Here is a 14581-nt window from a genome sequence, read left to right as displayed (position 1 = left end):
AGGGGATGACATTTAATGAGTTCGGAATTATTGGATGCTCTCATTATTTTAGAAAAGGAAAAGGGGATCAGCAGAGAAGTCTTGATCGAAGCAATTGAAGCTGCACTCGTGTCAGCATATAAGAGAAACTTCAATCAAGCGCAAAATGTTCGTGTTGATCTTAATTTAGAAACAGGAACCATGCGGGTTTTCGCTAGAAAAGATGTAGTGGAAGAGGTCTTTGATTCAAGGCTGGAAATCTCCCTCGATGAAGCAAAGAAAATAAATCCCGCCTATGAAATTGAAGATGTTGTTGAGTTGGAAGTAACACCGAAAGATTTTGGACGCATCGCTGCTCAAACAGCTAAGCAGGTTGTCACTCAACGGGTTCGTGAAGCGGAACGGGGTATTATTTATTCTGAATTTATTGACCGTGAAGATGATATTATGACAGGGATTGTTCAACGTTATGATTCCAAATTTATCTATGTTAGTCTTGGGAAAATAGAGGCGATTTTACCGCAAAGTGAGCAAATGCCGAATGAAGTGTATAAACCGCATGATCGAATTAAAGTTTATATCACGAAAGTAGAAAAAACGACAAAAGGTCCACAAATCTACGTCTCCCGAACTCATCCTGGTCTTTTGAAAAGACTTTTTGAGATCGAGGTTCCGGAAATCTATGATGGAACGGTAGAGTTACGGTCTGTTGCTCGTGAAGCTGGTGACCGCTCGAAAATTTCGGTTAGCACTGAATATCCTGATGTAGACCCTGTAGGCTCATGTGTTGGCCCCAAGGGAACGAGAGTCCAGGCCATTGTCGATGAACTAAAAGGCGAGAAAATAGATATCGTAGAATGGTCGACTGATCCAAAAGTTTTCGTGGCTAATGCCTTAAGTCCATCTAAAGTTTTAGAAGTGATCATAGATGAAGAGGATAAGGCGACAACGGTGATTGTACCGGACTATCAACTTTCTCTTGCGATTGGAAAAAGAGGGCAGAATGCAAGACTTGCGGCTAAGCTTACAGGATGGAAAATTGACATTAAAAGTGAAACAGATGCCCGTGAAGCCGGGATATATCCTCTTAATGATGATCTGTTTTTTGAAGAAGAGGATACCTCAGATATAACATTCGATTTAACCGAGGATGAAATCGAATAGGGGGGAGAAAAAATGGCTCGGAAAAAAGTGCCATTGAGAAAATGTCTAGCTACTGGTGAAATGAAGCCTAAGAAAGAAATGATCCGAATCGTTCGTTCCAAGGAAGGGGAAGTTTCGATCGACCCTACGGGTAAAAAACCTGGAAGGGGAGCTTATGTTTCTTTAAGCCAAGAAGCGATATTAAGCGCGAAAAAGAATAATGTGTTTGCGAAACAATTGAATGCTGAAGTGGAGGATTCAATTTATGATGAATTACTCACTTTAGTCCAGAAAGATGAGTCAAAATGAGAAAGCAGGACCCTTGGATGAACCTGCTTGGTTTGGCAAATCGAGCTAGAAAAATAATTTCAGGGGAAGAATTGGTATTAAAGGAAATTAAATTACAAAAGGCAAAATTAATTTTAATTTCGAAAGATGCTTCCATGAATACTTCTAAAAAAATACAGGATAAATGTACTTTTTACCATGTTCCTTTCCGCTTTGTAGAATCCAGAGAAAAACTCGGCCGCTCTATAGGAAAGGATGAAAGAGTGGTTGTGGCTGTCCTGGAAGAAGGTTTCGCAAAGAAACTTATTTCAATGCTCGATGAATAAAACGGGGGTGAACCGATGAGTAAAGTACGAGTTTATGAATATGCAAAAAAGCAAAACAAGACAAGTAAAGAAATTATTAATAAATTGAAAGAAATGAATATTGATGTAGGAAATCATATGTCGATGATTGATGCAGAAACAGTCACTCGACTCGATGCTGCTTATCAAAAAAATGGAAATACGTCAAACAAAACGAATGCAAAAAAGAACTTTCCAAAAAAGAATGAGCAAAACAGGTCGCCACAATCGAATCAGAGAAGTCGCCATCATGGTCAACAAAAGCCACCACAAAAGGGCGAGGGGAAAAAACCACAAGCAAAAGGAAATGACCAACAAAATAAATCTAAGCAATCTGTTAAGCAGTCGCCTGGTCAACAACAGACAGATAAAAAACAAAAGACGGAGCAAAATAAACAACATATGAATAATAAAGGAACCCAAACAGCTTCAAAAAGTGGAAATAAACCATTTAACAAGAATAGAAAAGGTAATCAAAATAGAAATAACCACAGAAATAAAGCTAATACACCACAAACACAACCAGCCCCAAAGAAACAAAAAGAGTTACCTGAGAAAATTGTTTTTACGGAGTCTTTATCTGTTGGGGAATTGGCGAAAAAGTTGCATAGAGAGCCATCCGAAATTATCAAGAAACTTTTCTTACTCGGTGTTATGGCTACGATTAATCAAGAATTAGATCGGGATGCGATTGAATTAATTTGTAGTGAATATGGGGTAGAAGTGGAAGAGGAAATCCTTGTAGATACAACAGACCTTGAAGTTTACTTTACAGAAGACGAAGATGCTGAGTTACAGGAACGTCCTGCTGTTGTCACCATCATGGGACATGTTGACCACGGGAAAACAACTCTTTTAGACTCTTTGCGTCATACAAAGGTTACGGCAGGGGAAGCTGGGGGAATTACTCAGCATATTGGTGCCTATCAAATTGAGGAAAATGGCAAAAAGATTACATTCCTTGATACACCTGGGCATGCTGCTTTCACGACAATGAGAGCAAGAGGAGCCAAGATTACCGATATTACAATTCTTGTTGTTGCAGCAGATGATGGAGTTATGCCACAAACAATCGAAGCGATTAACCATGCAAAAGCTGCGGAAGTGCCAATCATTGTTGCAGTGAACAAAATGGATAAGCCAACAGCAAATCCAGATCGGGTTATGCAAGAATTAACAGAACATGGCCTTATTCCAGAAGACTGGGGTGGAGATACAATTTTTGTCCCCATTTCTGCTTTAAAGGGAGAAGGAATAGACAATCTACTAGAAATGATTCTGTTAGTTAGTGAAGTAGAGGAATTAAAAGCTAACCCAAACCGTAAAGCAATCGGTACGGTGATTGAAGCTCAACTTGATAAAGGTAGAGGGTCTGTGGCGACACTTCTAGTACAGAATGGAACATTAAATGTTGGGGATCCTATTGTGGCGGGGAATACATTTGGCCGTGTTCGTGCTATGGTGAACGACATAGGAAGAAGAGTGAAAAAAGCTTCTCCTTCAACACCAGTTGAAATCACAGGCTTAAACGATGTTCCACAAGCCGGCGACCGCTTTGTTGTATTTGGAGATGAAAAGACTGCGCGTCAAATTGGAGAAACTCGGGCTCAGCAAGCTCTACTGGCTTCTAGGGGTGAAAGTTCGCGGGTAAGCCTCGATACATTATTTGATCAAATGAAGCAAGGAGAAATGAAGGATTTGAATGTCATTGTGAAAGCTGATGTTCAAGGTTCTGCTGAAGCTCTTGCTGCTGCCCTTAGACAAATAGATGTGGAAGGCGTTAATGTTAAAATTATTCATACGGCAGTTGGTGCGATTAACGAGTCAGACATTACCTTGGCTGCGGCCTCTAATGCCATAGTAATAGGCTTTAATGTACGACCTGATGTGAATGCTAAGCGTGCTGCAGATTCCGAGAAAGTAGATGTACGTTTGCACAGAGTGATTTATAAAGCAATTGAAGAAATTGAAGCAGCGATGAAAGGAATGTTGGACCCAGAATTTGAAGAAAAAGTCATCGGTCAAGCGGAAGTTCGACAAACTTTCAAAGTATCAAAAATTGGTACAATTGCTGGTTCATATGTGACAGATGGAAAAATTACGCGTGATAGTGGTGTACGCATCATAAGAAACGGCATCGTCATCTATGAAGGAGAAATCGATGATTTGAAACGCTTCAAGGACGATGTGAAGGAAGTTAGCCAAGGTTATGAATGTGGAATTACAATTAAAAATTTCAACGATCTTAAAGAAGAGGATGTCATTGAGGCATTTGTCATGAAGGAAATCGAACGAGCTTGATTGGTTTTGTCGAACTGGAATTTAGAATTTATGATGCACACTCCCTAAAAGAAAAGAGAGCTGTTTTGCAACGAATTTTAACGAGGTTACGGCAAAAATTCAATATATCTGTAGCAGAAACGGGGCAACAAGATGTTTGGCAGTTGTCAGGCATCTCCCTAGTTACTGTCTCTTCATCACGCCAAGTTGCTGAACGTGAGTTAGAACGTGCAATAAAATTTCTAGACTCTTTTCCCGAGTGGGAAAGAATTGATACAAAATATGAGTGGTTCTAACTGGCTAAAAATCCAGTAAAAGTGAACAAACAACGAATGGCTCGCTTTCCCCTTCTTAGAAAAGGGCAGCCGATACAGTTGTTTTTATCTTCTTTGAACATGCTAGTGAAAAGGCGAGGTGTTAAAAATGAATGTTCGTGCCAATCGAGTTGGGGAACAAATGAAAAAAGAACTCGGCGATATCATTGGTAGAAAACTTAAAGACCCTCGAGTGGGATTTGTTACTGTTACAGATGTACAAGTAACAGGTGATTTACAGCAAGCGACAATTTTTATCTCCGTTTTAGGAAATGAAGATCAAATGGAAGATACTCTTAAAGGCCTCTCAAAAGCAAAAGGTTTTATAAGATCGGAAATAGGAAAGAGAATCCGCTTGCGTAAAACACCAGAAATCATATTTGAATTTGATGAATCTATTAGCTATGGAAACAAAATTGAATCTATTCTGAAAGAATTGAAAGATGAATAGCAGCTTTTTGCTAATGGCTGTCTCACGAAATGTAGGGCTCTTCTAGAAATTGCGAATGGCAATAGAACAGTCTAAATTCATTTTTGAGGCAGTCTATTTTTGTGTGGAAGAGGGAAGTGAATAAATTGGATGGAATTCTCCCGTTATGGAAGCCAAAAGGGTTGACATCTCATGATTGTGTTTTTAAAATAAGGAAATTATTAAAAATGAAGAAAGTTGGTCACACAGGAACATTAGACCCTGAAGTAGATGGTGTCCTGCCTATTTGTTTAGGGAAAGGAACTAAAATTGCTGAATACATAACAAATGCTGGTAAAGTGTATGAAGGGCAAGTCACGATTGGAAGGTCGACCACAACGGAAGACGCTGAGGGAGAAACTGTAGAGGTGAAAAAGGTAGAAATCCCTATTTCAATCGCGCAAATAAAACATGTTATGCAGGATTTGACAGGTGTGATCGAACAAACGCCCCCGATGTATTCTGCAGTTAAAGTAAATGGTAAAAAATTATATGAATATGCTAGGGCTGGTATTCCCGTTGAAAGGCCAAAAAGGAAGGTACATATATACGATTTATGTTTGTTGGATGATGAAATAGAATGGAAAGAGGGTGAAGCACGCTTTTCTTTTCGAGTTCACTGTAGTAAAGGGACGTATATTCGCACGCTTGCGGTGATGATAGGGGAGAAGTTAGGATATCCTTCATATATGTCTTCTTTAACAAGAACTGCTTCAGGATCTTTTACACGTAATGAATGTGTGACCCTAGAAGAACTTGAACAATCAGTCAAGGAGAATCGTTCTATTGCTGATTTTCTATTCCCTTTAGAAAAAGGCTTATTTCATTTACCGATGTTTGAGATGGATGAATTATTGTTGGAGCGAGTGATGAATGGTGCTGTGCTTCCTATTCCAGAAAATTGGTCTCAAGGTCCAGTAGTAATGAGCTATCACAATATGGCTTATGCTATTTATGATATACATTCTAATAAACCTGATCTTATTAAACCTGTTAAAGTCATTCGTAATGTAAAACTTTGAAAGAAGTTGTTCAAAAAGTCCGGTAAAAATGACACTGCGATACAATGATCTTCGACTAAGTACCGACACGTCCTGTGTCGAACGTCGAAATCACCACATCCTGTGGTAGCTCGTTGGCTTGCTTCTCCGCTGCTCAAAAGCTGCGTCGCCTTGAACTTCCGACGCACAGGATGTGCTAGTGTCGGCGTTAGCGATTGACGTCAGCGCCTTTAGCCGACGGGTCCTTTTTGAACACGCATTAAAAACAGAAAGAAGGAAAAATCTTGAAGGTAATACGACTTGATTATCCACATTCTTATACTAGTAGCGACTTTCCACCATTGGTTATGGCCTTAGGTTTTTTTGATGGTGTCCATTTAGGCCATCAAAAAGTAATCAACCAAGCAAAAGAGATGGCTTCACTTCATAATCAAAAATCAGCAGTCATGACATTTGATCCGCACCCATCTGTTGTACTTGGAAAAAGCCAAGAAAGGGTCCAATATATCACACCAGTGGAAGATAAGATTAAACTAATAGAAGATTTAAATGTGGAATATTTATTTATCGTCCATTTTACAAAAGAATTTTCTCAATTATTACCCGAGGAATTTGTTAAAAATTATTTGGTCCATTTACATGTAAAACATGCTGTTGCTGGTTTTGATTTTACATATGGAAAATTTGGAAAAGGGAATATGACAACATTACCTATTCACTCAGAAGGCTTTTTTGATGTTACCGTTGTCCCTAAATTAGAAAAAAATAATCAAAAAATTAGTTCTACCTCTATTCGCCAGTCGATCCAAACTGGAGAAATAGTCAAAGCTAATCAATTACTTGGCCGTTATTTTACGACAAAAGGTACTGTTATTCATGGGAAAAAACGTGGGAGGACAATTGGCTATCCGACTGCAAATATAAGTACTGATCGCGACTACTTTCTACCGCAAATAGGCATATATATTGTAAAAGTATTCGTGAATAACATCTGGAAGCAGGGAGTGTGTAGTGTTGGATATAATCCTACATTTCATAATCCAGAAGGAAAACAATTATCACTAGAAGTTTATTTGCTCGATTTCGAGCAGGAAATTTATGGTGAGCTTGTCACAATAGAATGGCATAAGAGAATTAGAGATGAAAAAAAATTCAATGGGATTGAGCAGCTAAAAGCAGAAATTCAAAATGATGTTGAAAAAACAAAAGAATATTTTTCTTCTTTAAACGAAGAAACTTGATTTTTTGACTATAAAGTTGTATTCTAGTACAGTATCAAGAACCTTTGCTTGGCAATTCGACTCACCAACGATTGCTCGGTAATAGGCGATTTGCAAAAATTAGGAGGTGAAAACGATGGCGATTTCTCAAGAACGTAAAAACGAAATCATTAATGAATTTAAAATTCATGATACTGATACTGGTTCTCCAGAAGTTCAAATTGCTGTTTTGACAGATGAAATTAACAGATTGAACGATCATCTTCGCGTGCATAAGAAGGATCATCATTCAAGACGCGGATTGATGAAAATGGTGGGCCGACGCCGCAATCTTTTAACTTATCTTCGTAATAAAGATGTGCAGCGCTATCGTGAACTAATTAACAGACTTGGATTGCGTAGATAATAAAGAGACAAAAAAGCGGGAGATTTCCCGCTTTTTTGTTAGGTAGTTTATCGGGAATCCTGTGATACGCTGACTGGGGCAATTATAGAAGGACTGTCATGCAGAGCATGGCAGAACTGAACATTGGACATGAATATGAAGCTAAGGTCCATGAGTGATGGTTTGGTAGACATTTATACATAAAAAGGATGTTCATAAAGTCTAGATCAATGATGGTTCTTAATTTTTCATATTTATGTCTAATGTTCAGTGGTTCAGCTAGCGGTCCAGGTTCCAACAAATTACATTCACTTATTTTCTATAGTTGTTCAAAATAATAACAAGCGACTTAATCGCAATTTGAAAGAGAGGAAATTATTGCATGGAACAGAAGAAAGAAGTTTTTAGTATGGACTGGGCAGGCCGAACTTTAACTGTCGAAATCGGGCAATTAGCTAAGCAGGCTAGTGGTGCCGCTTTAATTCGTTACGGTGATACAGCTGTTTTAAGTACTGCAACTGCTTCAAAGGAAGCAAAAGCAGTTGATTTCTTTCCGTTAACGGTTAATTATGAAGAAAGATTATATGCAGTAGGGAAAATTCCCGGAGGATTTATAAAGCGAGAAGGAAGACCAAGTGAAAAAGCAATCCTTGCAAGTAGACTGATCGATCGACCAATTCGTCCTCTGTTTGCAGATGGATTCCGTAATGAAGTGCAAATAGTGAATATTGTGATGAGTGTGGATCAAGACTGTTCTTCAGAAATGGCCGCTATGTTCGGATCATCTCTTGCACTTTGTATTTCCGATGTTCCATTCGAAGGGCCGATAGCTGGTGTAGTAGTTGGCAGAATTGATGGTCAGTTTATTGTGAACCCAACCGTGGAACAAATGGAAAAAAGTGATATCAATTTAAGTGTAGCTGGTACGAAGGATGCCATAAACATGGTGGAAGCAGGGGCCCTAGAAGTACCTGAAGAAACAATGCTTGAGGCGATTATGTTTGGCCATGAAGAAATTAAGAAATTAATTCAATTTCAAGAAGAAATTGTGAGCAAAGTAGGAAAAGCCAAAAGAGAAGTTTCATTATATGAGGTAAATTCTGACTTGGATGCAGAAGTTCGTGAAATGTGTGAACAAGCTCTTGTCGAAGCGATTCAAGTGGAAGAAAAACATGCACGTGAAGAAGCGATTCAAAACGTGAAAGATCATGTTATTTCTATGTACGAAGCAAAAGAGGACGTAGAAGAAGAGACCATTAAACAGGTGAAGCGAGTTTTAGATGACCTTGTGAAAGAAGAAGTTCGCAGATTGATTACAGTGGAGAAAATTCGCCCGGATGGTAGAAAACCTCATGAAATCCGCCCGTTATCCTCAGAGGTCAATCTGTTACCTAGAACACATGGTTCAGGCCTATTCACTCGTGGACAAACTCAAGCTTTGAGCATATGTACACTAGGAGCTTTAGGTGATGTGCAAATTTTAGATGGATTAGGTATCGAAGAATCGAAACGCTTCATGCACCATTATAATTTCCCGCATTTCAGTGTAGGGGAAACAGGTCCTGTCCGTGGTCCTGGCCGACGAGAAATTGGTCATGGTGCATTAGGTGAACGAGCTTTAGAACCTGTTATTCCAAATGAAGCAGATTTTCCATACACCATTCGACTTGTTTCAGAAGTGCTCGAATCAAATGGTTCCACTTCGCAGGCTAGTATTTGTGCAAGCACATTAGCGATGATGGATGCTGGTGTTCCAATTAAAGCGCCAGTTGCAGGTATTGCTATGGGACTTGTGAAGTCTGGGGAGCATTACACGATCTTAACAGATATTCAGGGAATGGAAGACCATCTTGGAGATATGGATTTTAAAGTAGCTGGGACAGAGAAGGGTGTTACAGCTCTCCAAATGGATATAAAAATAGCGGGACTTTCTCGTGAAATCCTTGAAGAAGCGTTACAACAGGCAAAAGAAGGCCGTATGCATATTCTTAATTCAATGTTATCTACCATTTCAACACCAAAAGAACAATTATCAAAATATGCGCCTAAAATTTTAACGATGCATATTAATCCTGACAAAATTAGAGATGTCATTGGGCCAAGCGGTAAACAAATTAATAAGATTATTGAAGAAACTGGTGTGAAAATTGACATCGAGCAAGATGGTAAAGTGTTTATCTCTTCTGCTGATCAAGCAATGAATGCAAAAGCAAAGAAAATCATCGAGGACCTAGTCCGAGAAGTAGAAGTAGGACAAATGTATTTAGGAAAAATAAAGCGAATTGAAAAATTTGGTGCGTTTGTTGAACTGTTCCCTGGGAAAGATGCACTTATTCATATTTCTCAATTGGATGAGCAAAGAGTTAATAAAGTGGAAGATGTTGTTTCTCTTGGAGATGAAATCCTTGTAAAAGTAATTGAAATTGATAACCATGGACGTGTAAATGCCTCTAGAAAAGTGGTTTTAAAAGACCAAAAAGAAAATCAGAAAACGGATGAATAAAAAACGGGGAGATTCCCCGTTTTTTCTCATGTTTTTGCAACAGTGAGTGTACTATCTTATGTCGCCCCTGGGCAATCGCCTTCCGCTTTTCTTATTTAGTTCTAACCTGTCCGCCTTTTTCATATTTTATGATGAAGGAGGTAGAGCTGATTGAGTGCAAAAAACTTGATAGCCTTTACACTGATTGCTATTCTATCAATATCTGCCATTTTTAATCCATATACAAATCAGTATTTAGGACAATTGAAAAATGGGTATGTACCTACAAGCAAAGGGCAAGATGATTTATATAACCAAATTATAGAAGCAGCGGAATATTACCGGGTGGATTCCCAAGATGCGAAAATCGACCGAGTATGGAAAGCTATGCCTGGATATAATGGCATTCGTGTCGACGAAAAGGCTTCTTATCAAAAAATGAAAAAGAAAAAAGTATTTGATGAGCGGAAGTTAGTCTTTACTCAGGTTAAACCAAAAGTTCATTTAACAGATTTACCGCCTGCGCCAATTTATCGCGGCCACCCTGATAAACCCATGGTTAGTTTTCTGATCAATGTTGCCTGGGGAAATGAATATATTCCTCCCATGCTTGCAACCTTAAAAGAGCATAAAATCAATGCTACATTTTTTTTAGAGGGGCGCTGGGTAAAAGAAAATCCCGAATTAGCGAAAATGATTGTTGACAGTGGTCATGAAATAGGGAATCATTCTTATAGCCATCCCAACATGGCGAATATTAGTACGGAACAAATGAAAGAAGAACTATCAAAGACAAATGATATTATCGAAGCAACGACTAATATTACCCCAACATGGTTTGGACCACCAAGTGGAGCCTACCGGGATGAAACGGTGGAAATTGCGCATCGACAAGGATTAAAAACAGTTATGTGGACTGTAGACACGATCGATTGGAGAAAACCTTCACCTCAAGCCTTAATTCAAAGAGTAATGTCAAACGTTCATCCTGGTGCCATGATTCTTATGCATCCAACAGAACCTACTGCCAAATCATTGGACACATTAATTACAGAAATACATGCTCAGAATTTAAAAATTGGCACCGTAACGAAACTGATGGATGAAGAAAGAATCATTAGACTGGATGGAAAGCAAGATTTAAAATAGGAAGAAACTTAGGGTCCAGTCATTCTATTTAACTTGCCACGTTTTTTGCACCTAGAATAGGAGGAATTGTAAATGATGAAAAAACATACATGCCAAAATGGAGTAAGAGTTGTACTTGAATCAATTCCTACAGTGCGATCTGTCACAATTGGTATTTGGATTGGTGTAGGGTCCCGGGATGAAAATGAAAAAAACAATGGGATCTCGCACTTTTTAGAACATATGTTTTTTAAAGGGACAAAAACTAGAACCGCCAAAGAAATTGCGGAGGCCTTTGACTCAATTGGAGGTCAGGTAAATGCCTTTACTTCAAAAGAATATACTTGTATTTACGCAAAGGTATTAGACAACCACGCAACATACGCGTTGGATGTATTAGCAGATATGTTTTTTCAATCTACCTTTGATGAACGGGAATTAAAAAAAGAAAAGAATGTTGTTTTAGAAGAGATTAAAATGTATGAAGATACTCCGGATGATATCGTCCATGATATGTTGAGTAAAGCTGCTTATCATAACCATCCACTAGGATTTCCGATTTTGGGAACGGAGGAAACATTAAATACATTTACAAGTGATATGTTACATCAATATATCTATGATATGTATACACCGGACAACATTGTTATTTCGGTCGCAGGTAATATTGATGAGAATTTTATTGTTCAGATTGATAAACTGTTCGGCTCGTTTGAAAGAGGGAAAAATAAATTTTCGAATGAAAAACCAATGTTTTATTCAGAACAGGTGGCGAAACAGAAAAAGACTGAACAAGCCCACCTTTGCCTAGGTTTTGAAGGATTACCGATTGGTTCAGAGAAAATTTATGATCTGATTGTGATGAACATTATTTTTGGTGGTGGAATGTCCTCACGTCTGTTTCAAGAAGTTCGAGAAGAAAGAGGATTAGCCTATTCAGTCTTCTCCTATCACTCTTCTTATAAAGATACAGGGACATTGGTCATATATGGGGGAACAGCTGCTAACCAGTTAGATGAACTCCAAGATACAATATTTTCTACTTTAGCCCAGTTTAAAAATGATGGCATTTCACAAAAAGAATTACAAAATAGTAAAGAACAGTTGAAAGGAAACTTAATGCTTAGTTTAGAGAGCACAAATAGTCGAATGGGCAGAATTGGTAAAAATGAGTTGTTATTAAAGAAACATCGTTCGCTGGATGATATTATCAGTGATATAGATCGTGTGACAGTAGATTCTGTTTACCAGTTAACAAGTGAAATCTTTACGACTCAATTCACCTCCGCTCTAATCAGTCCTCATTCACATCCAAGTTCAAAAGTTATTTAGGCCTACAGGAAGTAGGTCACAAAGGCGTTGCGACAAACAGGACGTTTTAGTGCAGGCGAAACGACAGGACGTCGTAGCCTAAGCCTTCCAACAGGATGTTGCGATCTTAGCCTTTGATCCTTAATCCCCTTATCACTTGATAAGGGAATTTTGCTTCTAAAATGAATGCATGCCCACTATATATGATAGTAGGAATGTATAAAAGGGGAGAAGAGGATGCGACTTAGTGAACTTGGCGGGAAAGAAATTGTTGATTATCGGAAAGCGAAAAGATTAGGAGTTCTCGGACAAACAGACCTAGAAATTAATGCAAAGACAGGAGAAATTAATTGTTTAATCATTCCGACAGGCAAATGGATAGGAAAAAAAACGGGAAATGAAATAAAAGTGCCTTGGCATTATATTCGAACAATCGGTACAGACATGGTCATTTTGGAAGTGCCAGAAAATAAATAATCTACGATTAGAGCTATGATGGAAAATGGCATACATTATCTGAAGAAGGGGATCCTCCTCTTCTTTTTTTATTTGTTGATAATTAAGCACAGCAAAAGGGCGCATACATACAATAATCTTGCAGAGGATGTTTATCCTCCTTTTTGAACACGAACTTCCAGTGATATTTATCGTAAAGAAGGTGAACACCATTGATGTTGACAGAAATGCAAATCGCTGTATTGGGTGGTGATGCTAGGCAGCTAGAAATTGTTAAAAAATTAACAGAACTAGATGCTAAATTATATTTAATCGGATTTGAACAATTAGCGCAGACTTTTTCTGGAGCCGTTAAAGAAAAAATCAATGATGTTGATTTTTCAAAAATAGACGCCCTGATTCTGCCAGTGCCAGGTACCAACTTAGCAGGTGAAGTAGATACAATATTCTCCAATGAAAAAATCATTGTAACAGAAAAAACACTTCGTGAAACGCCATCCCATTGTAAAATTTATTCCGGTATTAGCAATGCCTATCTCGATAAAATATCTAAAAAAGCGAATCGAGAACTTGTTCAATTATTCAAACGCGATGATGTTGCCATTTATAATTCGATTCCGACGGTCGAAGGAACCATTATGATGGCGATTCAAAATACTGATATAACAATACATCAATCTTCTGTTGCCGTTTTAGGATTTGGAAGGGTTGGAATGAGTGTAGCTAGAACGTTTTCTTTACTGGGAGCAAAAGTAAAAGTTGGGGCAAGAGATCTTGCTCATCTAGCGAGGATTACAGAAATGGGGCTAGAACCCTTTCATTTAGATGCATTGAAAGATGAGGTAAAGGATTTAGATATTTGCATTAATACCATTCCCCATCCAGTTCTAACAGCTGGGATCATTGCGGGAATGCCGACAAACACATTAATTATTGATTTAGCTTCTAAACCTGGTGGAACGGATTTTCGTTATGCAGAGAAACGTGGAGTGAAGGCTCTACTTGCTCCAAGTTTGCCTGGGATCGTCGCCCCTAAAACAGCGGGGCAAATTTTAGCCAATATCCTTTCACAATTACTATTAGAGGATCTTGAGATTAGAGAGGAGAATGTATAATGAATTTGCAAAATAAACGAATTGGGTTCGGGATCACAGGATCTCATTGTACTTATGATCAAGTTGTTCCACAGATAGACAAATTGGTGGGTTTGGGTGCTGAAGTTGTTCCAGTTGTCACCTTTACCGTTCAGAACACAAATACAAAATTCGGGAATGGAGCCGATTGGGTAGAAAAGGTAGAAGAAATTACAGGAAGGAAAGTCATTGATTCGATGGTTGCAGCAGAACCTTTAGGGCCAAAAGAACCGTTGGATTGCATGGTTATTTCCCCATTGACAGGAAATTCAATGAGTAAATTTGCGAACGCCTTGACCGATTCTCCTGTTTTAATGGCAGCAAAAGCAACATTAAGAAATCGCCGTCCTGTTGTATTAGGGATATCGACCAATGATGCTTTAGGACTAAACGGTGTCAACTTAATGCGCTTAATATCAGCCAAAAATATCTATTTTATCCCTTTCGGTCAAGATGACCCCATCAATAAACCGACTTCCATGGTTTCAAAAATGGAGTTGCTTCCTGAAACTGTTATGGCTGCACTTGAAGGGAAACAACTACAACCAGTAGTTCAAGAGTATCGGTAACAAAAATAGAATTCAATGCAACCCCCATTGATTGGGGGTTAACACTGTATTCGACAGGTTTTTATCAAAAAATTATCGT

15 protein-coding genes are annotated in these 14581 nt (G+C 38.5%); all 15 read left to right on the top strand.

All coding sequences use genetic code 11. The features are described 5' to 3' along the window. Window positions 1-15: 15 nt before the first annotated feature. The 15 genes from nusA to dpaB all read left to right on the top strand — a co-directional run bounded on the left by nusA (window position 16) and on the right by dpaB (window position 14502). On the top strand, window positions 16-1143 hold the full coding sequence (gene nusA / locus KI363_RS10410; RefSeq protein ID WP_158322174.1) for a transcription termination factor NusA: 1128 nt from the start codon (window positions 16-18) through the stop codon (window positions 1141-1143). A 12-nt stretch (window positions 1144-1155) separates the two neighbouring features. Beyond that, window positions 1156-1431: an RNase P modulator RnpM gene (rnpM, locus tag KI363_RS10405; protein ID WP_158322173.1), complete on the top strand. Its 276-nt coding sequence runs from the start codon at window positions 1156-1158 to the stop codon at window positions 1429-1431. Then, entirely contained in the window at window positions 1428-1736 is a 309-nt protein-coding gene (locus tag KI363_RS10400; RefSeq protein ID WP_373306771.1) for a YlxQ family RNA-binding protein, read from the top strand. Before rnpM ends, KI363_RS10400 begins: the two co-directional genes overlap by 4 nt. Window positions 1737-1751: 15 nt before the next feature. Continuing rightward, window positions 1752-4055, top strand: a complete 2304-nt coding sequence (gene infB, locus KI363_RS10395; protein ID WP_158322172.1) for a translation initiation factor IF-2 — start codon at window positions 1752-1754, stop codon at window positions 4053-4055. Beyond that, window positions 4052-4330 carry a DUF503 domain-containing protein gene (locus KI363_RS10390; protein WP_158322171.1) on the top strand — a complete coding sequence of 93 codons (279 nt, stop codon included), beginning with the start codon at window positions 4052-4054 and terminating at the stop codon, window positions 4328-4330. The genes infB and KI363_RS10390 overlap by 4 nt, the downstream gene beginning before the upstream one ends. Before the next feature lie 127 nt (window positions 4331-4457). Further along, window positions 4458-4799, top strand: a complete 342-nt coding sequence (gene rbfA / locus KI363_RS10385; RefSeq protein WP_212966281.1) for a 30S ribosome-binding factor RbfA — start codon at window positions 4458-4460, stop codon at window positions 4797-4799. Window positions 4800-4924: 125 nt separating this feature from the next. Next, the gene (truB, locus tag KI363_RS10380; RefSeq protein ID WP_212966300.1) at window positions 4925-5839 is read left to right on the top strand and encodes a tRNA pseudouridine(55) synthase TruB; all 915 of its coding nucleotides are present in this window, start codon (window positions 4925-4927) and stop codon (window positions 5837-5839) included. 263 nt (window positions 5840-6102) lie between these two features. Next, window positions 6103-7059 (top strand): riboflavin biosynthesis protein RibF, encoded by a 957-nt coding sequence (gene ribF / locus KI363_RS10375; protein WP_212966280.1) that lies wholly within the window; start codon window positions 6103-6105, stop codon window positions 7057-7059. Window positions 7060-7174: 115 nt separating this feature from the next. Further along, entirely contained in the window at window positions 7175-7444 is a 270-nt protein-coding gene (gene rpsO / locus KI363_RS10370; RefSeq protein WP_158322168.1) for a 30S ribosomal protein S15, read from the top strand. Window positions 7445-7805: 361 nt separating this feature from the next. After that, window positions 7806-9926, top strand: a complete 2121-nt coding sequence (gene pnp / locus KI363_RS10365) for a polyribonucleotide nucleotidyltransferase (RefSeq protein WP_212966279.1) — start codon at window positions 7806-7808, stop codon at window positions 9924-9926. 150 nt (window positions 9927-10076) lie between these two features. Beyond that, window positions 10077-11054 carry a polysaccharide deacetylase family protein gene (locus KI363_RS10360; RefSeq protein ID WP_191967455.1) on the top strand — a complete coding sequence of 326 codons (978 nt, stop codon included), beginning with the start codon at window positions 10077-10079 and terminating at the stop codon, window positions 11052-11054. Window positions 11055-11126: 72 nt separating this feature from the next. After that, window positions 11127-12365 (top strand): M16 family metallopeptidase, encoded by a 1239-nt coding sequence (locus KI363_RS10355; protein WP_212966278.1) that lies wholly within the window; start codon window positions 11127-11129, stop codon window positions 12363-12365. A 216-nt stretch (window positions 12366-12581) separates the two neighbouring features. After that, entirely contained in the window at window positions 12582-12821 is a 240-nt protein-coding gene (locus tag KI363_RS10350; RefSeq protein WP_158322165.1) for a YlmC/YmxH family sporulation protein, read from the top strand. Window positions 12822-13015: 194 nt separating this feature from the next. Then, window positions 13016-13915 carry a dipicolinic acid synthetase subunit A gene (gene dpaA / locus KI363_RS10345; protein WP_212966299.1) on the top strand — a complete coding sequence of 300 codons (900 nt, stop codon included), beginning with the start codon at window positions 13016-13018 and terminating at the stop codon, window positions 13913-13915. Continuing rightward, the gene (gene dpaB / locus KI363_RS10340) at window positions 13915-14502 is read left to right on the top strand and encodes a dipicolinate synthase subunit B (protein WP_212966277.1); all 588 of its coding nucleotides are present in this window, start codon (window positions 13915-13917) and stop codon (window positions 14500-14502) included. Before dpaA ends, dpaB begins: the two co-directional genes overlap by 1 nt. Window positions 14503-14581: the final 79 nt, after the last annotated feature.

The sequence above is a fragment of the Lederbergia ruris genome (genome assembly GCF_018332955.1).
GTDB lineage: Bacteria > Bacillota > Bacilli > Bacillales > Bacillaceae_C > Lederbergia > Lederbergia ruris.
The sequence above is the reverse complement of the archived record's forward strand: the minus strand, read 5'-3'. Positions and strand labels throughout refer to the sequence as shown.

Bases quoted from the DNA above. Each gene is read 5' to 3' on its own strand.
- pnp (WP_212966279.1), top strand. From the start codon at position 7,806: ATGGAACAGAAGAAAGAAGTTTTTAGTATGGACTGGGCAGGCCGAACT.
- rpsO (WP_158322168.1), top strand. From the start codon at position 7,175: ATGGCGATTTCTCAAGAACGTAAAAACGAAATCATTAATGAATTTAAA.
- KI363_RS10350 (WP_158322165.1), top strand. From the start codon at position 12,582: ATGCGACTTAGTGAACTTGGCGGGAAAGAAATTGTTGATTATCGGAAA.
- dpaB (WP_212966277.1), top strand. From the start codon at position 13,915: ATGAATTTGCAAAATAAACGAATTGGGTTCGGGATCACAGGATCTCAT.
- KI363_RS10355 (WP_212966278.1), top strand. From the start codon at position 11,127: ATGATGAAAAAACATACATGCCAAAATGGAGTAAGAGTTGTACTTGAA.
- nusA (WP_158322174.1), top strand. From the start codon at position 16: ATGAGTTCGGAATTATTGGATGCTCTCATTATTTTAGAAAAGGAAAAG.
- rnpM (WP_158322173.1), top strand. From the start codon at position 1,156: ATGGCTCGGAAAAAAGTGCCATTGAGAAAATGTCTAGCTACTGGTGAA.
- rbfA (WP_212966281.1), top strand. From the start codon at position 4,458: ATGAATGTTCGTGCCAATCGAGTTGGGGAACAAATGAAAAAAGAACTC.
- KI363_RS10400 (WP_373306771.1), top strand. From the start codon at position 1,428: ATGAGAAAGCAGGACCCTTGGATGAACCTGCTTGGTTTGGCAAATCGA.
- dpaA (WP_212966299.1), top strand. From the start codon at position 13,016: ATGTTGACAGAAATGCAAATCGCTGTATTGGGTGGTGATGCTAGGCAG.
- infB (WP_158322172.1), top strand. From the start codon at position 1,752: ATGAGTAAAGTACGAGTTTATGAATATGCAAAAAAGCAAAACAAGACA.